Raw genomic sequence first — 20,254 nt, 5'->3', positions numbered from 1 at the left:
CAATGATCAGCCTTCAAGCTCTTCCCAGCGCGCGTAAGCCGCATCCAGCTCGGCCTGCACTTTGGCCAGCTGCTGGGTATGCGCGGTCACTTCGGCACTGCTGCGGGTATAGAACGACGGGTCGTTCATCGCCGCGGTCAGCCCTTCGACGTCGCCCTCGAGCTTCTCGATGGTTTTCGGCAGCTGCTCCAGCTCGCGCGCTTCCCTGTAGGCCAGCTTGCGCTTGGGGGCTGCGGGAGTCGCAGCCGCAGCCGGTGCAGCGGCCGCCGGCTTGGCTGCCGGGGCCGCGGCAGGCGCAGCCACGCTGGCCGCATAGCGCTGCCAGTCGCTGTAGCCACCGACGTACTCACCGATCACGCCGTCGCCTTCCATCACCAGCGTGGACGTCACCACGTTGTCGATGAAGTCACGGTCGTGGCTGACCAGCAGCAGCGTGCCGGTGTACTCGCCCAGCAGCTCTTCCAGCAACTCCAGGGTTTCCACGTCCAGGTCGTTGGTCGGTTCGTCCATCACCAGCAGGTTGGACGGCTGCGCGAACAGCTTCGCCAGCAGCAGGCGGTTGCGCTCGCCACCGGACAGGCGGGTGATCGGCGCACGCGCGCGCTCGGGGGTGAACATGAAATCCTGCAGATAGGCATGCACGTGCTTGCGCTTGCCGTTGAACTCGAGGAAATCACGGCCTTCGGCGACGTTCTCGATCGCGCTCCAGTCTTCGCGCAGTACCGCACGGTACTGGTCGAAATACGCGATCTGCAGGTTGGTGCCCGCATTGACCTCACCCTTGGCCGGCTGCAGTTCGCCCAGCAGCAGCTTCAGCAGCGTGGTCTTGCCGCTGCCGTTGGGACCGATCAGGCCGATGCGGTCGCCACGCAGGATGGTGGTGGTGAAATCGCGGACCATGGTGCGCTCGCCGAAGGCGAACGAAATGTCCTTGACGTCGATGACCTTCTTGCCGGAGCTGACGCCCTGCGCGGCTTCCATCTTGACGTTGCCGCTGAGGTCGCGGCGCTGCGAACGTTCGGTGCGCATCGCCTTGAGGCGGCGCACGCGACCTTCGTCGCGGGTACGGCGCGCCTTGATGCCCTGGCGGATCCAGACTTCTTCCTGCGCCAGCAGCTTGTCGAAGCGGGCATTTTCCTGCGCCTGCGCATTGAGGCGTTCCTCGCGGCGGCGCTCGTAGTTGGCCCAGTCGCCCGGCCAGCTGGTGACCTGGCCGCGGTCGATCTCGACGATGCGGGTGGCCAGCGCACGAAGGAAGCGGCGGTCATGGGTGACGAACACCACGCTGCCGCTCCAGCCCTTCAGGAACGCTTCCAGCCAGTCGATGGCTTCGATGTCCAGGTGGTTGGTCGGTTCGTCCAGCAGCAGCACGTCGGGACTGGACACCAGCGCACGGGCCAGCAGCACACGGCGCTTCATGCCGCCGGACAGGCGGCCGAATTCGGCCTCGCCGTCGAGGTCGAGCTTGGTCAGGGTTTCGCTGACGCGCTGGTCCAGGCCCCAGCCGTTGGCGGCGTCGATCTTGGCCTGCACGTTGCCGAGGGCTTCGCCATCGAAGACCTCGGCATGGCTGAGGTGATGGAACTCGGCCAGCCACTGGCCCAGCTCGCCAAGGCCATCGGCGACGACGTCGAACACCGAGCCGGCGGCGCCATGCGGCACTTCCTGCTCCAGGCGGGTGACGCGCACGCCCTGCTGCACGCGGACTTCACCGTCATCGGGCTTGTGGTCGCCGGACAACAGCTTGAGCAGGGTGGATTTGCCGGCGCCGTTGCGGCCGATCAGGGCGATGCGTTCGCCCGGCTCGATCGACAGTTCGGCCTTTTCCAGCAACAACGGGCCGCCGACGCTGAAGTCGACGTTCTGCAGAGTAATCAGAGGCATCCGGATATTGTACGGGTTGGGGGCGTCGGCCGGGTTGCACCCGGCACCCGCGGAGGCAACGGCAACGGCCGAAGCAATAACCAAAGCCGGTTTTCTGAGGGATGGCGGGGCGGGATTCTGCTCTGGTGGGTGTCGACCTTGGTCGACGCAGTAGATCCACGCCATGCGTGGAGGAGCGCTGCAAGGACTGTCGATGGATGGAATCGACGGGGAATCTGATCGCTTACCCCACCTCCCCCAACAACGCCTGCAACCCCGGCAGCCATTGCTTGCCGGGGTGGCGCACCAGCCACAGGGTGCGCTGCAGGGCGGGCAGCGGGGTCTCCAGCACGCGCAGGCGTCCCAGGGCCAGCGGCTCTTCCAGTGCGTGGCGCGAAAGACAGGCCAGGCCGAGACCGGCGATTGCGGCCTGCTTGATCGCTTCGGTATTGCCCAGCTGCAGGGTCTGGGCGAAGCCGCGCAGATGCGGCAACAGCGCCTGTTCGACCGCTTCGCGGGTGCCGGAGCCCGGTTCGCGCAGCAGCCAGCGAGCGCGGCGTAGTTCGTCCAGCGACCAGCGCGCGGGCGCATCGGCGGCAGCCACGATCACCAGCGGGTCCTGCTGCCAGGCGGTGACCTGCAGGCCACGCTCGTGGCACGGGCCTTCGATCAGGCCGGCGTCGACGTCCAGGCGCTGCACCGCGGCAACCACGCCGGCACTGTTGTCGATGCGCAGGTCGACTTCGGCCTGCGGCGCCTGCCGCAGCAGATCGGCGATGCGCGGTGGCAACAGGTAGTTGCCGATGGTGGTACTGGCCGCCAGCACCAGCCGCAGCGGTGCACCCTGCGACGGGTCGCCGCCAGCGGCCAGCTGCCGCTCCAGGTCGGCGGCGTTGACCAGCAACGTGCGCGCCGGCTCCAGCAGCGCGCGGCCGTGCCCGTTCAGGGCCAGGCGACGGCCGATGCGGTCGAACAGCGGGGTGCCGAAGTGCGCCTCCAGCTCCTGCAGGGCGGCGCTGCTGGCCGACTGCGAGAGGGCGATGGCCTGGCCGGCGGCAGTGGTGCTTCCGTGGTCGGCGATGGCGACGAAGACCTGCAGCTGGCGCAAGGTCAGGCGCATGGCATTTACTCGCTTGATAGGTAGGTTTCACCCATATTATTCGTTTTACAGGTCAGCGACAGAGGCGCACGCTTGCCGAATCACTCCAGTCCTGCCCTGCCATGAACGCCCCCGCTCTCTCCCCCTGGTCCCTGCCCGCCCTGCGCCAACGCTGGCAGCCGCGCCTGCCCGGCCTTCTCCTGGTGGGCCTGATCGCGGCGGCGTCGCTGTACCTGGCCGAGCTGCCCTGGCTTCAGGCGCACGGCCTGAGCGCGCTGACCGTGGCTATCGTCGCCGGCATCGTGGTCGGCAATACGTTCTACCCACGGCTGGCACCAAGCAGCGCGGCCGGTGTTGGCTTCTCCAAGCACTGGCTGCTGCGCGCCGGCATCGTGCTGTATGGCCTGCGCCTGACCTTCCAGGACATCGGCCATGTCGGCGTCACCGGCGTACTGATGGACGTGCTGGTGGTCGCCAGCACCTTCGGGCTGGCCTGCTGGCTGGGCGTGCGCGTGTTCAAGATGGAGCGCGAAGCGGCCATGCTGATCGGCGCGGGCAGTGCGATCTGCGGCGCGGCGGCGGTGATGGCCGCCGAACCAGTGGTGCGCGGCCGTGCTGCGCAGGTCACGGTGGCGGTGTCGACGGTGGTGGTGTTCGGCACGTTGGCGATGTTCCTGTATCCCGCCCTGTATGCGCTGGTGCAGTCGCACGGCTGGCTGGCGATGGACGCGCAGCAGTACGGCCTGTTCACCGGTGCGACGGTGCATGAAGTGGCACAGGTGGTGGCGGCCGGCCGCGCGGTCAACGAAGCGGCGGCTGATACGGCAGTGATCACCAAGATGGTGCGGGTGATGCTGCTGGCGCCGTTCCTGGTTGCGCTGTCGCTGTGGCTGGCGCGTGGCGGCAGGGCCAGCGCCGACGGCAGCAAGGCGCGCATCGTGGTGCCTTGGTTTGCGTTCGGTTTCGTGGCGGTGGCCGGGTTCAACTCGCTGCATCTGCTGCCAGCCGGCCTGCAGGCCGGACTGGTGCAGCTGGATACCGTGCTGCTGGCGATGGCGATGGCCGCGCTGGGCCTGACCACCCACGTCTCGGCGCTGCGCCAGGCCGGGCTGAAGCCACTGCTGCTGGCGCTGATCCTGTTTGCCTGGCTGCTGTTCGGTGGGCTGGCGATCCACCAGGGCGTGCTGGCGGTGCTGGGCTGAGCAGGAGCATGCCGGTCCCGGGGCAAGGAGCGGCCGCGCGGACGGGTACAATGCGCCATGACTGACTTCTCGACCCTGCCGCTGAGCCCGGCCCTGCAGCCCGGCCTGGATGCCCTCGGCTACACCACCCTTACCCCCGTGCAGGCGCAGAGCCTGCCGGCCATCCTCGATGGCCGCGATGTGATCGCACAGGCACCGACCGGCAGCGGCAAGACCGCCGCCTTCGGCCTGGGCCTGCTGCAGGCCATCGACCCCAGCCTGATCCGCGTGCAGGCGCTGGTGCTGTGCCCGACCCGCGAACTGGCCGACCAGGTCGGCAAGCAGATCCGCAAGCTGGCCACTGGCATTCCCAACCTGAAGCTGCTGCTGCTGGTTGGCGGCGTGCCGCTGGGACCGCAGCTGGCATCGCTGGAAGGCCACGATCCGCATGTGGTGGTCGGCACGCCCGGCCGCGTGCAGGAGCTGGCACGCAAGCGTGCGCTGAACCTGGGCGCGGTGCGCGCGCTGGTGCTGGATGAGGCCGACCGCATGCTCGACATGGGCTTCGAAGAGCCGATCCGCGAGATCGCCGGCCGCACCCACAGGGACCGGCAGAGCCTGCTGTTCTCCGCCACCTTCCCCGACAGCATCCGCGCCATGGCGCGTGACCTGCTGCGCGACGCAGTGGAAGTGACCGTGGAAGGCGCCGACCAGGCCCCGGCCATCCGCCACATGTTCTGCGAGGTGGAGCCGGCGCATCGCCAGAAGGCGCTTGCCGGCCTGCTGCTGAAGTACACGCCGGAATCGGCGGTGGTGTTCTGCAACACCCGCAAGGACGTGGACGAAGTGGCCAACTCGCTGCAGCAGTTCGGCTTCTCCGCACTGGCCCTGCACGGTGACATGGAACAGCGCGACCGCGAGGAAGTGCTGTTGCTGCTGGCCAACCGCAGCTGCAACGTGCTGGTGGCCAGCGACGTGGCCGCACGCGGCCTGGACGTGGAAGAACTGGCGGCGGTGATCAACTACGAACTGCCGACCGACGTGGAGAGCTACCAGCACCGCGTCGGCCGTACCGGTCGTGCCGGTGCCAGTGGCCTGGCGATCAGCCTGGTGGCCGGCCGCGAGAAGACCCGCGCCGAAGCCATTGAAGCGCAGATGGGGCAGCCACTGGACTGGCAGAAGACGCCGCTGGCGACCTCGCGCCCGGCCGAGCTGCCGCAGGCGGCGATGCGCACCCTGCGGATCGACGGCGGCAAGACCGACAAGCTGCGCCCGGGCGACATCCTCGGCGCACTGACCGGCGACGCCGGGCTGTCGAGCAAGTACATCGGCAAGATCGCGATCTTCCCGACCCGCTCCTATGTGGCGATCGCGCGTGAGCAGGCCAACAAGGCCGTAGCCAGGCTGGAAGCCGGCAAGATCAAGGGCCGTCGTTTCCGCGTACGGATGATGTGATTGAAGCAGCGTTGCCAACCACGGTTGGCAACGATCTGACCTGGTAGTGACCAACCTTGGTTGGCCCGTCCATGGCGTCGGTTGCGAAAGGCGATGCCAACCCAGGTTGGCAACTACCGGCTCCCGGCCATTCGCTCTGGTAGATGCCAACCTTGGTTGGCACCCGCCCTTCGATCAGAACACCAGTTCGGTGTGCAGTGGCAGCTCCGCTTCCCAGCGGGCGCGGCCGCCGAGGCCGTCGAGCTCGACCAGCACGCCGGCACCGACCACGTCGACGCCCAGGCGGCGCACCAGCGACATCGCAGCGACCAGCGTGCCGCCGGTGGCCAGCACGTCATCGATGATCGCGACGCGGGCGCCCGCCGGCAGCGCATCGGCGTGCACTTCGATGCAGTCGCTGCGGTATTCCAGCGTGTATTCCTCGCGCAGCACCTGGCCCGGCAGCTTGCCCGGCTTGCGCACCGGTACGAAGCCGACGCCCAGCTCCAGTGCCATCGCGGCACCGAGGATGAACCCACGCGATTCGATGCCGACCACTGCGTCCAGCTTCTGGTCGCGCCAGCGGTCGGCCATCGCGGTGATCGCGCCGCGGAAGTCCTCGCCGTGGGCGAGCAGCGGCATGATGTCCTTGAACAGGATGCCGGGCTTGGGGAAGTCGGCGATGTCGCGCAGGCGGGAGGCCCACTGCGGAGCGACGATGGCGTCGGTCATGTCACATTGGCTATCTGATGGCGGCATAGGGTACCTGTTCCGGGCGCCGCCTGCCTGATGGGGGTGTCGGCCGGGCTGCGCCCGGCACCTGCAGAGGCTTCAAGCCAAGGCAACGGCAAGAGCGGCATTCCGTGGGATGGCGAGGTGGGTCCGGTTGCGGGAGACGCCGTAAACCCGTCCATGGGGGCTTGGCCGCGGCATCCATGCCGCGGACACTCCCGCAACCGGACCCACCCCGCCTTCGACAGATTCCTGCGATCTGTCGCGAATCCACGCCATGCGTGGATGAATCTCAATCGAAATCGAGTATTTCGAAGATTGAACGAAGAGCATCCACGCATGGCGTGGATCTACCGTGTCGACCAAGGTCGACACCCACCCGCAGCAGCGGGAATCTGTCGGAGGTGGGGCGGTGTCGGAGTGCGGGGTGTCAGCCGCATGGATGCGGCTGCCAAGCCACAGGGACGTACTTGCGGCGTCCCCGCACTCCGACACCGCCCCGCCAAGCCAGGGAATCCAGCTTTTGCTCTGGCCGTTGACCTGGCCTCTGCGGGTGCAGGGCGCAGCCCTGCCAACACCCACCCTCAGGAACTGCAGGACAGCATCGAGCAGCCGGCGCGGTTGTCGGCCCACGCCGGGCGCTTGCCGGCGAAGTGTTCAAGCCCCGGGCGCTCGGTGTATGGATCGCGCAGCACGTCCTGCAGCGCATGCACACCGCCGAGGTCGCCCTGCTCTGCGCGGTCGATCGCCTCCTGGGCAAGCCAGTTGCGCAGCACGTACAGCGGATTGGCCGCTGTCATCTTCGCCAGGCGTTCGCCAGCCGACAACGGATCGCTGCGCAGGCGCGCCGAGTAGTCCTGCAGCCACTGCTGCAACGGTGCCTGCACTGCCTGTCGCCGCGCCTCGTCGTAGTACACCGCGTCCAGCAGCGCCGCATCCGGTGCCGCCTGATCGAGGCGCATCAGCGCGCGCCAGGCCAGGGTCATGTCCATGGCACCGTCCTGCATCAGCTGCTGCCAGCGCTGGTAGAGCTGCAGGTCGTCATCGTCGGCCGCGGCCAGGCCCAGCTTGGCTGCGGCATCACGGCGCGTGCAGGCCACGAAGGTGGACTGGTAGGCCGCCAGGCCCGCCTGCAGCGGTGCCACATCAGCAAACAACGGCGACAACGCCTGCGCCAATCGGCTCAGGTTCCAGTAAGCCACCTGCGGCTGGGTGCCGAAGCGGTAGCGACGACCCTGTGCGTCGGTGGTGTTCGGTGTCCAGTCCGGATCGAAGTCCTCGACCCAGCCATAGGGACCGTAATCCAGCGTCAGGCCGAGCACGGACAGGTTGTCGGTGTTCATCACGCCGTGCACGAAGCCGACGCGCATCCAGTGCGCGATCATCTCGGCGGTGCGCACTGCGATCTGCGCGAACCAGTCGCCGTACAGCACCTCCCCCTGCCCCTCCAGTTCGGGGAAATCACGGGCGATGCAGGTGTCCACCAGCTGTTGCAGCAGGGCGGTCTCGCCACGCGAGGCCGGCAGTTCGAAGGAACCAAAGCGCAGGAACGACGGCGAGACCCGGCATACGATGGCGCCAGGCTCGGCGCGCGGATGGCCGTCGTAGAACATGTCACGCACCACGTCCTCGCCGGTGCCGACCAGCGACAACGCGCGCGTGGTCGGCACGCCCAGTTGGTGCATCGCTTCGCTGCACAGGAATTCGCGGATGGACGAGCGCAGCACTGCGCGCCCATCGGCGCCGCGCGAATAAGGCGTGGGGCCGGCCCCCTTCAGCTGCAGCTCCCAGTGGCGGCCATCCGGCGCGACCAGTTCACCCAGCGAGATCGCACGGCCATCGCCGAGCTGGCCAGCCCAGTGACCAAACTGATGACCACCGTAGTTGGCCGCCCAAGGCTGCATGCCGGCGTACAGTGCATTGCCGCCAAACACCTGCGCGAAGCCTTCGCTCTCGACCTCAGCGGTATCGAAGCCAAGCATCGCGGCGACGTCCGGCGCCCAGGCCAACAGTGTAGGCGCCGTCACCGGGGTCGGCATCACTGGCGACCAGGCTGCGCCCAGCACGTCGCGCCGGCGCGGGCCGGATTCGGGGTCGCCCGGCAGGGTATGCAGCAGGCGGTTGTCGAAACGGGGGCTGTCGGTATCCATGGTGCTGAAGATGGGGGCGACGACCGCCCGCCTCAATTGCCGCTGAGCGCCTGCAGGTGGCCGCCGTGGGCCTCGGCACGCTGGTAGGCCGGGCGTTCACCGATGCGCTTGAGGAAGCCGCGCAGCGCCGGCTTGTCGTCGAGACCACCGCCACGCGCGGCAGCGGCCTGGATCGGGAAGCTCATCTGGATGTCGGCCGCACTGAAGCGCTCGCCGGCAAACCACGGGCTTTCGGACAAGCGGCGCTCCATCCAGTCCAGATGCAGGCGCCGCTGTGGACCGATGAAGCCGCGCTCGGCCTTGTCGGCGATGCTGCGCGCGATCGGGCGGGCAAAGAAGGGCATCGGCGCGTTGCGGATGCGACCCATCACCAGGGTCAGCAGCAGCGGCGGCATCGCCGAGCCTTCGGCGTAGTGCAGCCAGTAGCGGTAGGCGATGCGCTCGGCCCCGTCGGCCGGCATCGGTGACGGCGACAGCTGGCGTTGCGTGTCGTAACGGTCCGCGAGGTAGTCGAGGATCGCGCCGGACTCGGCCAGTACCAGCTCACCATCCTGCAGTACCGGCGACTTGCCGAGCGGATGCACGTTGCGCAGTTCCGGCGGCGCCAGCAGCGTCTTCGGATCGCGCGGATAGCGGCGCAGTTCGTAGTCCAACGCCAGCTCCTCCAGCATCCACAGCACGCGCAGCGAACGGGAGTTTTCCAGGTGGTGGACGATGCGCATGGGGGGTGATCCCTTGGGGAGATGCGCATCGTACCGCGCGCAGTGCATGCCCTTTGTAGAGTCGAGCCATGCTCGACTGGCTTTGAGAACAGTCGAGCATGGCTCGACTCTACAAAAAAACGGCGGGCAATAAAAAACGCCGGAAGCTCTCGCTTCCGGCGTTCTGGCTACCCAACGGTAGCAGACGGATTAGACCGCCTGCACCTGGTCAGCCTGCATACCCTTCTGACCCTGGACGGCGATGAAGGTAACCTTCTGGCCTTCCTGCAGGGTCTTGAAGCCGGTGCCCTGGATCGCGCGGAAGTGCACGAACAGGTCCGGGCCGCTTTCCGGGGTGATGAAGCCGAAGCCCTTGGCGTCGTTGAACCACTTGACGGTGCCGGTCTGACGTTCAGACATTTTACTAACTCCTGAAACACATGTTGAAAAAAATCGCAGCCACCGGGTATCGGGGCCGAGACTGAGTTGCAGGCGTTGGTAAAGCGGATCGATGAGCGGATCGTGAGATCAACTGCACCAGGCCACGATTCACGGTGACCCTAGCAAACACAGTGGGTCGCACGATACGCGTGTTTTCTGCAAAAAGCGATAGTCCCGACGTTCATGGGAACACGTCACCCGCTAGGCGTGACAAGGGTTGGCAGCCTTTCGCGGCTAACTCCGAGTCCCCATTCAGGTTTTTCCTACCCTACACTGGGTAAATGACTGAAGCTGAAACCCCCGCTGAACACGCCTCCCCCCGCATATGGGTGGATGCCGACGCCTGTCCCACCGTCATTCGCGACATCCTGTTCCGCGCAGCTGAACGGGTCGGGATCGAACTGACCCTGGTCGCCAACCAGTGGATCCGCACCCCGCCCTCGCGCTGGCTACGCTCGATCCAGGTGCCGCAGGGGCTGGACGTAGCCGACAGCGCCATCGTCGAGCGGGTCGCTGCGGGCGACCTGGTGGTCACCCAGGACATCCCGCTGGCCGCGCTGGTGCTGGAGAAGAAAGCCGTCGCGCTGAACCCGCGCGGCCAGTTGTACACGCCGAACAACATGGCCGAGCGACTGTCGATGCGCAATTTCATGGAGGAGCTGCGCGGCGCCGGGGTCCAGACCGGCGGACCGCCGCCGTTGGGCCCTCGTGACCGGCAGCTGTTCGCCGCCGAGCTGGACCGCTGGCTGGCGCGACGCCCGGCCCGCTGAGCACCTGGCCGCCCTAAGCCGGCGGGCTGAGGCTGCGGCCGCTGCTGAACATCCGTCGTGCGCCGCTCAACGGGTCGTCGAAGGCCAGGGCCCGCGCCAGCAGCTGCAGCGGCGCCTCGGCCACGTTCGGCGGACGCTGCCGAAGCTGCGGGTACAGGTCGTCACCCACGATCGGCGCCCCCAGCATGGCCATGTGCACGCGCAACTGATGCTTGCGGCCGGTTTCCGGCAGCAGCCGGTAGCGCCAGATCGGTCCTTCGGCCTCGATCAGCTCGATCCGGCTGCGCGCATTGGGCTCACCGGGCACCTCGGCCATCCGGAAGAACGGCTCGCCCGTCACCAGACGGCTGTCCCGCTGCAACGGGAACTCCCGCCCCGGCAGCGCCGGTGCCAGGGCTTCATAGGTCTTTTCGATGCGCCGCTCACGGAACAGGCGCTGGTATGCATCACGCGACGCACGCTGGGTCGAGAACAGCACCAACCCGGCCGTCAGCCGATCCAGCCGGTGCAGCGGCACCAGATCGGCATTGCCGGTGCGGGCGACCAGCCGCGCCAGCAGCGTCTCGCGCACATGCCCACCCGCGGGTGTCACCGGCAGGAAATGCGGCTTGTCGGTCACCAGCAGGTGCGCATCCAGATGGACGAGGGTTTCGGTGAAGGGAATCACCGGCTCGTCGGCCACCTCGCGGAAATACTGGATCTCCCGCCCGACCTGCCAGGGCATGCCAGGTGCGAGCGCCCTGCCCTGTGCATCCAGCACACGGCCGCGCGCGAAGCGATCCTGCCATTGCGCGCGCGCGATGCGCGGGAAACGTGCACACAGGCCGTCCAGCAGGGTGGCCCAGGGGCCGGGCGGCAGCTGCAACCGGCTGGGCAAGCTCATGGCGTCCACTCCGGCCACGGGAAAGACTGCAAGAGTGCCATCGTTGACGGCATGCAGACAGCCCAGCCACGGACACCCCCGGAGCAAACCTCTATCATTGTCGTCTTTAGTCCACGGATCCCCCATGGCTCTTACCGCCACCATCCGCAAGGCCGAACTGCAGATCAGCGACATGGATCGCGGCTACTACGCGACCCACAACCTGACCCTGGCCCAGCATCCGTCCGAGACCGACGAGCGCCTGATGGTGCGCCTGCTCGCCTTCGCGCTGAACGCCGGCGACCGCCTGGAGTTCGGTCGCGGCCTGAGCACCGACGACGAGCCCGATCTGTGGGAGCACGACTACACCGGCGACATCCTGCAGTGGATCGACCTGGGCCATCCGGACGAATCGCGCATCCGCAAGGCCAGCAACCGCAGCCGTCAGGTGCAGGTGGTCAACTACGGCGGCAACGCCTCGGACATCTGGTGGGGCAAGCAGGGCAAGGGCCTGGCACGGTTCGACAATCTCTCGGTGGTCGATCTGGACGGCGAATTCGTCGAGCGCTGGGGCCAGCAGGTCCAGCGTGCCATGCGCTGGAGCGTGCTGATCCAGGACGGCGAAGTGCAGCTGCTCAACGACCAGATCCAGCTCGATGTGATCCCGAACTGGCGCAAGCGCGCCAAGGCATGAGCACGATCCGTTGCGATGTGGTGGTCATCGGTGCCGGCGCAGCCGGGCTGATGACCGCGATCACTGCCGGCCAGCGCGGCCGCCAGGTGCAGGTGATCGACCATGCCAACAAGGTCGGCAAGAAGATCCTGATGTCCGGCGGTGGCCGCTGCAACTTCACCAACACCGGCACCGCCCCGGCCAACTTCCTGTCGGCCAACCCGCACTTCTGCAAGTCGGCGCTGGCCCGCTACACGCCCTGGCATTTCATCGAGCTGGTGCACAAGCACGGCATCGCCTATCACGAAAAGGAACTGGGGCAGCTGTTCTGCGATGTCTCGTCCAAGCAGATCGTGAAGATGCTGGTGGACGAATGCCAGGCGGCGGGCGTGCAGATCCGTACCGGCTGCAGCGTGCAGCGCATCGAGCACGGCAGCGATGGTTTCCGCGTGCACACCACGCAGGGCCTGTTCCATTGCGCCTCGCTGGTGGTTGCCAGCGGTGGCCTGTCGATTCCCAGCATGGGTGCCAGCGGCTTTGGCTATGAAGTGGCCCGCCAGTTCGGCCACCAGGTGCTGCCGACCCGCCCCGGCCTGGTGCCGCTGACCCTCAGCGGCAAGCACCAGGAGCGGCTGGCCGACCTCAGCGGCGTCGCACTGCCGATCGAGGCGCGCTGCAACGGAAAGAGTTTCCAGAACTTCATGCTGCTGACCCACCGTGGCGTGAGCGGCCCGGCCATCCTGCAGATCTCTTCGTTCTGGCAGCCCGGCGATGCGCTGGAGCTGGACCTGCTGCCGGGCCAGGATGCGGGCGAGTGGCTGCGCCAGATGAAGCGCGACCGCCCCGCCGCCGAGCTGCGCACGGTGCTGGGCGAGGTACTGCCGAAGCGGCTGGCGCAGCGCCTGTGCGAGCACTGGCTGCCCGACCGCCCGGTGCGCCAGCTGGACGAGCCGGTGCTGCGCCAGGCCGCGCAGCTGCTGGGCGCATTCCCGCTGGTGGCCAGCGGCACCGAAGGCTACCGCACCGCCGAGGTCACCCTGGGCGGCGTGGACACCGCCGAAGTGTCATCCTCGACGATGGAGTCCAAGCGCGTGCCCGGCCTGCACTTCGTTGGCGAGGTGCTGGACGTGACCGGCTGGCTGGGCGGCTACAACTTCCAATGGGCCTGGGCCAGCGGCCACGCAGCGGGCGGCGTGGTGTGAACCACTTCGCCGTTCGACGCGCGCAAGGGGTGCGCGCATGGACGGTTCGTCGCGCATCGTGTATCTAGATTCGCAGATTGGGGAGCAGTGCATGCAGAACGCGAACGACATCACCATCCGCCTGCTGATCGTCGATGACAGCGGCGAGAATGCCGAAGCCATCGTCAGCACCCTGCGCAACAGCGGCATCGCGGTGCGCCCGTGGCGCCCGCAGGACGCGGCCGAGCTGGCCCAGGTGCTGACCAGCCAGGCCATCGACCTGGTGCTGGCCTCGCCTTCGCAGGGCATCCCGCTGCAGCTGGCGGCCCAGCACATTGCCGCCAGCGGCAAGGACATCCCGCTGGTGCTGCTGGCCGAGCGCATCGACGAGGACGAACTGGTGCAGGCCAGCAGCCATGGCATCCGCGCCCTCGCCCTGCGCCAGCGCCCCGAGCACCTGCTCGCCGTGGTCCGCGACCAGTGGGTGGACCTGCAGGCGCGTCGCGGCCTGCGCCGGATCGAGGCGCAGATGCGCGAGACCGAGCGCCGCTGCGACGCGCTGATCGCCTCCTCGCGCGACCCCATCGCCTACGTGCATGAAGGCATGCACATCCGCGCCAACGACGCCTACCTGGAGATGTTCGGCTACGAGCATTTCGACGACATCGAAGGCATTTCGCTGCTGGACATGGTGGCGGCCCAGCACGTGGAGGGCTTCAAGCAGCTGCTGAAGGGCCTCAGCCGTGGCGAGGCGCCGCCGCCGCAGTACCAGCTCGACGCGCGCCACGAGGACGGCAGTGCGTTCCCGGCGACCATGGAGTTTGCTGTGGCGACCTACGAAGGCGAGTCCTGCCTGCAGGTGGTGCTCCGTCGCCGCATGGAGTTCGACCCGGAGCTGGCGCGCGAGGTCGAGGACCTGCGCCAGCGCGACCAGGTCACCGGCCTGCTCAATCGCCCGACCTTCATGCTGCAGCTGGAAAGCGCGGTGGCCCAGGCCGGGCGCAGCGAGGGCCAGTTCGGCCTGCTGCTGATCGAACCGGACCACTACGCGCGCCTGCTGCCGGACATCGGCCTGGCGTCGGCCGACACCCTGATCGGCGCCCTCGCCGCCCTGCTGGCCGAGGTGGTCGGCGAGGACGCGCAACTGGCCCGCTTCGGCGAACACAATTTCGCCGTGCTGCAGGCCGGGCCCTACGCGCAGACCGTGGCGCTGGCCGAGCGCATCCGCGAAGCCTACGCCGCACACGTCTTCAGCATCGGCGCACGCTCGGCCACGGTGACCGTCAGCATCGGTGGCGTGCAGGTGGGCGAGAAGATCGCCAGCATCGGCCAAGTGCTGGCGCGCGCCAGCGAATGCACCCAGGCCGCCGCCGAACTGGGCAACACCTGCCGCATCTTCGACCCGGCTGCCGCCGACCGCGTCGAGGAAGAACGTGTGCAGCGCTGGGTTGCGCGCATCCGCGAAGCGCTTGCAGGCGACGGCTTCCAGCTGCACTACCAGCCGGTGCTGAACCTGCAGGGCGAGCCACTGGAGCTGTACGAGGCCTATCTGCGTCTGGAGAACAATGGCGAGCTGCTGAGCCCGACCGCGTTCCTGGGCATCGCCGAGGAGCACGGCCTGCTGGCCGACATCAACCGCTGGGTGGTCTCGCAGGCGATCGCCGTGCTTGGCCAGCGCGCCCGCGAAGGGCATGCCACCCAGATGCTGGTGAAGGTGACCCCGGAGTCGTTCGACGACCCGCAGATGATCGCCACCCTTCGCCGCGAGCTGCAGGCACAGGGTGTGCCTGGCGAGCGGCTGTGGCTGCATGCGCCGGAATCGAAGGTATTCACCCACCTGCGCAGCGCCCAGCAGTTCCTTGCCGAAGTGGCACCGCTGGGTTGCCGGATCGGCCTGGAGCAGTTCGGCTCGGGGCTGGATTCGTTCCAGTTGCTGGCCCACTTCCAGCCGCAGTTCCTCAAGCTGGACCGCGGCTTCACCAGTGACCTGGCGGCCACCCGCGAGAACATCGACCGCATCAGCCAGATCACCGCGCGTGCGCAGGAAGCCGGCATCCGCACCATTGCCGAGTTCGTCAGCGATGCCAATTCGATGACGCTGCTGTTCAGTGCTGGCGTGGATTACGTGCAGGGCGACTTCGTCGGCCCCGCGCTGGCGGAGATGGGCTTCGAGTTCGGGTAACCGAAGGTAGTGCCGGCCGCTGGCCGGCACTACCAAAAGAGAAGGCCGGCTTTCGCCGGCCTTCTGCTTGATCAGGTCAGATCGACCAGGTTGTCGATCTTCACGTCGGGATTGACGTCGGCCTCGTAGTCGACACCCTCCACGCCGAAACCGAACAGGCGCAGGAAGTCGGCCTTGTAGCCGGCCAGGTCGCTGATCTCGTACAGGTTCTCGTTGGTGACCTGCGGCCACAGCGCCACCACCTTGCCCTGCACGTCCGCCGCCATCTCCTTGTAGTCGGCACGCAGGCGGCCTTCCTCGTCGACCAGCGCCACGGTGTGGCCATCGCCATCGACCAGATCGTGGCGCAGGCGATCGACCGCGACGCCATCTGCCTTGCCGCCGTAGAGGATGTCGTACAGCACGTCGAGCTGTTCGATGCAGCCTTCGTGGGTGCCCTTTTCCTTCATCACCTTGAACAGCAGCGACAGGTACAGCGGCATGGTCGGAATGGCCGAGCTGGCCTGGGTGACCACCGCCTTCAGCACCGATACGCGTGCGTCGCCACCAATCTTGGCCAGCTTCTCGCGCAGGCCCAGCACCTTGGTGTCCAGGTCCTTCTTGGCGGCACCGATCGAGCCATTCCAGTAGATCGCCTGGGTGATTTCTTCGCCCACGTAGGTGAAGGCGGTGGTGGTGCAGCCGTTGGCCAGCACGCCAGCATCGGCCAGCGCATCGATCCACATCTGCCAGTCCTCGCCGCCCATCACCGCGACGGTGCCGGCGATTTCTTCCGGGGTCGCCGGCTGCAGATGGGTTTCGGTCAGCACTTCCTTGTCGGTATCCAGGCCTCGCAGCGTGATCGGCTCGCCGATCGGCTTCAGCGTGGAGCTGATGATCTCGCCGGTCTTCGGGTGCTTGCGGCGCGGCGCGGCCAGGCTGTAGACGACCTGGTCGACCTGGCCGAGATCGGCCTTGATCATTTCGATGGTCTTCGCCTTCACTTCATCGGAGAAGGCATCGCCGTTGATGCTCTTGGCGTACAGGCCGGCTTCCTCGGCATACTTGTGGAACGCAGCCGAGTTGTACCAACCCGCAGTACCCGGCTTGGTTTCGCTGCCCGGGCGTTCGAAGAAGATGCCGAGGGTGGCAGCGCCGCTGCCGAAGGCGGCCGTGATGCGCGCAGCCAGGCCGTAGCCGGTCGAGGCGCCGATCACCAGCACGCGCTTGGGGCCGTTCTGGATCGGCGGGCGCGCGCGAATGTAGTCGATCTGCTGCTTGACCGCGGCCTCGCAGCCGGTCGGGTGGGTGGTGACGCAGATGAAGCCGCGGACGCGCGGTTTGATGACCATGGATACCTCGGGTTGGCAGATGCGGCGCACGGGGCGCTCAGCAGGAATACGGGTGCGCGCCTGCGCGCGCGAACCGCAGGATCGTAGTGCGCGGGGGAAGATTGCACAACCGACGCTGGCGTAGGGTGGGGTTTCTTTTTTCAGGGCTGCGCCCTGCACCCGCTAAAAGCCAGTGCCGAAGCAACAGCAAAAGCTGGTTTCCTGCGGGTCGGTGGGGTGGATCCGGTTGAGGGGGACGCTGCAAGTACGTCCATGTAAGCTCGGTCGCCGCTTGCTCGTGTGCGCAGTCCTGCGCACACGGCAAGACCGGGGTTGGGCGTCCTGCCCAACCCGCCCGAGGCATGCCTCGGGCCCATGCGGCTCACGCCCCCTCAACCGGACCCACCCCGCCTTCGACAGACTTCCGCGATCTGTCAGGACCGCATTCTGCTCTGGTGGGTGTCGACCTTGGTCGACACGGTAGATCTGATTCCAGTTTGATTATCGATATCCGGCAGATGTGTCGACCAAGGTCGGCACCCACCAACAGCCGCCGGAATCTGTCGGAGGTGGGGCCATGTGGGTTGGCAGGACCGTTGGCGCCATGGATGGCGCCATCGAGCCCCAAGGACGGGTTTACGGCGTGTCCTACCAACCCACATGGCCCCGCCCAACCAGCAGAAAGCCAGCTCCGGCCTTTGACGTTGCCGTTGCCGTTGCATTGAGCGGGTGCAGGGCTGCAAGCCCTGCCAACAAAAAACCCCGCTTGCGCGGGGTTCTCTGTGTGCTGCGTGCAGCAGTTGCTTACGGGCGACGGGCCAGGGCCTCGACGTCCTTCGCCTTCGGCAGCAGGTCCTGCTTGCTGACGCGCAGGAAACCGATCGTCAGCATCGGCACCGCCACCAGGATCGAGGACAGCACCACGATCACCGCACCGATCATGTGCGTCTCGGCCAGGCCTTCCATCGAGCTGCCGCCGTACATGTACAGGGCAAGCGCGGACAGGAAGAACATCACCGCAGTGATCACCGTACGCGACAGCGTCTGGTTGATCGAACGGTTCAGCACTTCCATCGAGTCCACGCGCAGGCTGCGGAAGTTCTCGCGGACGCGGTCGAAGACCACGATCAGGTCGTTGATCGCAAAGCCCATCACCGACAGCAGGCCGGCCAGCACGGTCAGGTCGAACTCACGGCCCAGCAGGGACACGTAAGCCACCGTCACGATCAGGTCGAACATCGCCACGATGCTGGCGGTGACCGCGAACTTCCATTCGAAGCGCGCCGCGATGTAGATCAGGAAGCCAGCCAGCATGAAGATGGTGGCGTACAGGCCATTCATCGCCAGGTCCTTGCCGATCTGCGGGCCCACGAACTCGTTGCGGAGCACGGTGGCCTGGTTGTCGGCGGTGGACAGTGCCTTCACCACGGCGGCGGCGGTGGCCTTGTCCTCGTGCGCGGCGTCGCCGGTACCGGCCGCGTGCTCGCCATGCGGGGCCAGGCGGATCAGCAGGTCGGTGTTGCCACCGACGCTCTGTACCTGCGCGCCTTCAAAGCCGCTCTGCTCGAGCTTGGTGCGGACCTGCTCGACGTCCACTGCCTTGTCGAAGCGAGCTTCGATCAGGGTGCCACCGGTGAAGTCCAGGGCGTAGTTGAAGCCCTTGACGCCGATGATGGCGACCGAGGCCAGGAACACGATGACCGTGACGACCATCGCGACATGGCGCCAGCGCATGAAGTCGATCTTGGTGTCGTTCGGGAGGATGTGCAGCGGAAACAGTTTCATGTGCGTGTCGTCCCGTCAGATGGCCACGTTCTGGAGCTTCTTGCGGCGGCCGTAGATCAGCGTCGCCAGCGCACGCGACACGGTGATCGCGGTGAACATGGAGGCGAAAATACCGATGATCATGGTCAGCGCGAAGCCCTTCAGCGGACCGGTACCGAATGCGAACAGCGCCACACCGACGATCAGGCCGGTCAGGTTGGCGTCGAGGATGGTGCCCGAGGCACGCTCGTAACCGGTCACGATCGCGGTCTTGCCCGGCACGCCGGCACGCAGCTCTTCACGGATACGCTCGTTGATCAGCACGTTGGCGTCCACCGACAGGCCGACCGACAATGCCAGGCCAGCAAAGCCCGGCAGGGTCATGGTCGCTCCGAACAGCGACATCACCGCCACCACGATCAGCAGGTTGAACAGCATCGCGATCGAGGTGATCACACCGAACATGCGGTAGTAGACGCTGAAGAACACCAGGGTGAACAGGAACGCGAACACCACCGCGCGCATACCGTTCTTGACGTTCTCGGCGCCCAGGCTCGGGCCGACCACGCGCTCTTCGACGAAGTCCATCGGCGCGGCCAGCGAGCCCGACTTCAGCAGCTTGGCCAGGTCCTCGGCTTCCTTCTTCTGCAGGCCGGTGGTCTGGAAGTTCTTGCCGAACACGCCGTTGATGTTGGCCACCGAGATCACTTCCTCGTTGACCTTGAAGCCACGCACTTCCTGGCCGTCGACGACGGTCACGGTCGGCACGCGCTCGGTGTAGACCACCGCCATCGGCTTGTTCACGTTGGCGCTGGTGAAGTCGAACATCCGCTGGCCACCGACGTTGTTCAGCGTCACGCTGACGGCCGGGGAGCCGCTGTTCGAATCGGTCACCGCCTGCGCACCGACCATCTGGTCGCCGGTGACGATCACGCGCTTGTTCAGCAGGATCGGGCCGCGGCCGTCACGCTGCTGGTAGACCTTCGCTTCCGGCGGGATGCGGCCGGAGTTGATGGCGTCCTGCGCATTGCCTTCAACCACCGCACGGTATTCCAGGGTTGCGGTGGCGCCGATCATGCGCTTGGCTTCGGCAGTGTCCTGCACGCCCGGAAGCTGCACGACCACGCGGTCGGCACCCTGGCGCTGGATGATCGGCTCGGCCACGCCGAGCTGGTTCACGCGGTTGCGCAGGGTGTTGATGTTCTGCTCGATGGCGCCATTGGAGATCTGCGCGATCTCGGTATCGGGCACGGTGACCGTGATGCGGTTGCCGCTGACGTCGTAGCCGAGGGTCGGCTGCGCCTTGACCAGGGCGGTACGGGCACGCTGCGCGGCGTCATCGCCGGCAGACGGGCTCAGGTTGGCCACGATGCTGTTGTCAGCGCGTCGTTCCACCGACTGGTAGGCAATGCGCGCGTCACGCAGGGTGCTGCGCACGTCTTCGGTGTAGGCATCCAGGCGCTTGTCGAGGGCGGCCTTCTGGTCGACCTGCAGCACGAAGTGCACACCACCCTGCAGGTCCAGGCCCAGCACCATCGGGCGGCCACCGAGTTTGGCCAGCCAGTCCGGCACGGTCGAGGCCAGGTTCAGGGCCACGGTGTACTTCTCGCCGACGGTGTCACGCAGGGCGTCGCTGGCAGCGGACTGCGCCTTCAGGTCCGGCAGGCGGACGATCAGGCTCTCCCCTTCCTTCTCGACACCGATGGTGGCGATACCGGCCGTCTTCAGGTCGGCCAGCACACGGTCGCGCAGCGCATCGTCGATCTGGCCGCCACGGTTGGCGGTGATCTGGAGGGCCGGGTCCTTCTGGTAGATGTTGGGCAGCGCGTACAGCGCACTGAGCGCCAGTACGATCAGGATGACGACGTACTTCCAGCGTGGAAATTCGAGCATTGCTTGGGTCCCGCGCGG

16 protein-coding genes are annotated in these 20,254 nt (G+C 67.0%); 6 read left to right on the top strand and 10 right to left on the bottom strand.

Annotation, left to right across the window (positions count from 1 at the left end; all coding sequences use genetic code 11):
- Nucleotides 1-6 precede the first annotated feature (6 nt).
- Nucleotides 7-1,884, bottom strand: a complete 1,878-nt coding sequence (locus CCR98_RS08875) for an ATP-binding cassette domain-containing protein (protein WP_087922299.1) — start codon at nt 1,882-1,884, stop codon at nt 7-9.
- A gap of 223 nt (nt 1,885-2,107) precedes the next feature.
- Complete coding sequence (locus tag CCR98_RS08870; RefSeq protein ID WP_087922298.1) at nt 2,108-2,983, bottom strand: LysR family transcriptional regulator; 876 nt, start codon at nt 2,981-2,983, stop codon at nt 2,108-2,110.
- A 101-nt stretch (nt 2,984-3,084) separates the two neighbouring features.
- Here CCR98_RS08870 and CCR98_RS08865 point away from each other — a divergent pair, with 101 nt between their 5' ends.
- Nucleotides 3,085-4,164, top strand: a complete 1,080-nt coding sequence (locus CCR98_RS08865; RefSeq protein ID WP_087922297.1) for a YeiH family protein — start codon at nt 3,085-3,087, stop codon at nt 4,162-4,164.
- 57 nt (nt 4,165-4,221) lie between these two features.
- Complete coding sequence (dbpA, locus tag CCR98_RS08860; protein ID WP_087922296.1) at nt 4,222-5,598, top strand: ATP-dependent RNA helicase DbpA; 1,377 nt, start codon at nt 4,222-4,224, stop codon at nt 5,596-5,598.
- A 174-nt stretch (nt 5,599-5,772) separates the two neighbouring features.
- On the opposite strand, the gene CCR98_RS08855 is transcribed toward dbpA, so the two are convergent.
- The 4 genes from CCR98_RS08855 to CCR98_RS08835 all read right to left on the bottom strand — a co-directional run bounded on the left by CCR98_RS08855 (nt 5,773) and on the right by CCR98_RS08835 (nt 9,580).
- Nucleotides 5,773-6,309 carry an adenine phosphoribosyltransferase gene (locus tag CCR98_RS08855; protein WP_087922295.1) on the bottom strand — a complete coding sequence of 179 codons (537 nt, stop codon included), beginning with the start codon at nt 6,307-6,309 and terminating at the stop codon, nt 5,773-5,775.
- A 584-nt stretch (nt 6,310-6,893) separates the two neighbouring features.
- Entirely contained in the window at nt 6,894-8,459 is a 1,566-nt protein-coding gene (locus tag CCR98_RS08845) for a YdiU family protein (RefSeq protein ID WP_087922293.1), read from the bottom strand.
- 32 nt (nt 8,460-8,491) lie between these two features.
- Nucleotides 8,492-9,181: a glutathione S-transferase gene (locus CCR98_RS08840; protein WP_087922292.1), complete on the bottom strand. Its 690-nt coding sequence runs from the start codon at nt 9,179-9,181 to the stop codon at nt 8,492-8,494.
- Nucleotides 9,182-9,370: 189 nt separating this feature from the next.
- Nucleotides 9,371-9,580 carry a cold-shock protein gene (locus CCR98_RS08835; protein ID WP_005416210.1) on the bottom strand — a complete coding sequence of 70 codons (210 nt, stop codon included), beginning with the start codon at nt 9,578-9,580 and terminating at the stop codon, nt 9,371-9,373.
- A 302-nt stretch (nt 9,581-9,882) separates the two neighbouring features.
- Between CCR98_RS08835 and CCR98_RS08830 the strand changes: the two genes are divergently transcribed.
- The gene (locus CCR98_RS08830; protein ID WP_014036875.1) at nt 9,883-10,371 is read left to right on the top strand and encodes a YaiI/YqxD family protein; all 489 of its coding nucleotides are present in this window, start codon (nt 9,883-9,885) and stop codon (nt 10,369-10,371) included.
- Nucleotides 10,372-10,384: 13 nt separating this feature from the next.
- Here the strand turns inward: CCR98_RS08830 and CCR98_RS08825 are convergent, their stop codons facing one another.
- A complete protein-coding gene (locus CCR98_RS08825) occupies nt 10,385-11,254 on the bottom strand; it encodes a pseudouridine synthase (RefSeq protein WP_087922291.1) in 870 nt (289 codons plus the stop codon).
- A 124-nt stretch (nt 11,255-11,378) separates the two neighbouring features.
- Between CCR98_RS08825 and CCR98_RS08820 the strand changes: the two genes are divergently transcribed.
- The 3 genes from CCR98_RS08820 to CCR98_RS08810 all read left to right on the top strand — a co-directional run bounded on the left by CCR98_RS08820 (nt 11,379) and on the right by CCR98_RS08810 (nt 15,269).
- Nucleotides 11,379-11,927 carry a YaeQ family protein gene (locus CCR98_RS08820; protein ID WP_087922290.1) on the top strand — a complete coding sequence of 183 codons (549 nt, stop codon included), beginning with the start codon at nt 11,379-11,381 and terminating at the stop codon, nt 11,925-11,927.
- A complete protein-coding gene (locus CCR98_RS08815; RefSeq protein WP_087922289.1) occupies nt 11,924-13,108 on the top strand; it encodes an NAD(P)/FAD-dependent oxidoreductase in 1,185 nt (394 codons plus the stop codon). Before CCR98_RS08820 ends, CCR98_RS08815 begins: the two co-directional genes overlap by 4 nt.
- Before the next feature lie 91 nt (nt 13,109-13,199).
- Nucleotides 13,200-15,269: an EAL domain-containing protein gene (locus tag CCR98_RS08810; protein WP_087924162.1), complete on the top strand. Its 2,070-nt coding sequence runs from the start codon at nt 13,200-13,202 to the stop codon at nt 15,267-15,269.
- 71 nt (nt 15,270-15,340) lie between these two features.
- Here the strand turns inward: CCR98_RS08810 and fabV are convergent, their stop codons facing one another.
- The 3 genes from fabV to secD all read right to left on the bottom strand — a co-directional run bounded on the left by fabV (nt 15,341) and on the right by secD (nt 20,236).
- A complete protein-coding gene (gene fabV / locus CCR98_RS08805) occupies nt 15,341-16,600 on the bottom strand; it encodes an enoyl-ACP reductase FabV (RefSeq protein ID WP_087922288.1) in 1,260 nt (419 codons plus the stop codon).
- A 783-nt stretch (nt 16,601-17,383) separates the two neighbouring features.
- Complete coding sequence (gene secF / locus CCR98_RS08800) at nt 17,384-18,364, bottom strand: protein translocase subunit SecF (RefSeq protein WP_087922287.1); 981 nt, start codon at nt 18,362-18,364, stop codon at nt 17,384-17,386.
- A 15-nt stretch (nt 18,365-18,379) separates the two neighbouring features.
- Nucleotides 18,380-20,236 carry a protein translocase subunit SecD gene (gene secD / locus CCR98_RS08795; protein WP_198361071.1) on the bottom strand — a complete coding sequence of 619 codons (1,857 nt, stop codon included), beginning with the start codon at nt 20,234-20,236 and terminating at the stop codon, nt 18,380-18,382.
- Nucleotides 20,237-20,254: the final 18 nt, after the last annotated feature.

Source organism: Stenotrophomonas sp. WZN-1 (assembly GCF_002192255.1).
Lineage (GTDB): Bacteria > Pseudomonadota > Gammaproteobacteria > Xanthomonadales > Xanthomonadaceae > Stenotrophomonas.
Note: the sequence above shows the minus strand (reverse complement) of the source record. Positions and strands in the feature narration are given on the sequence as shown.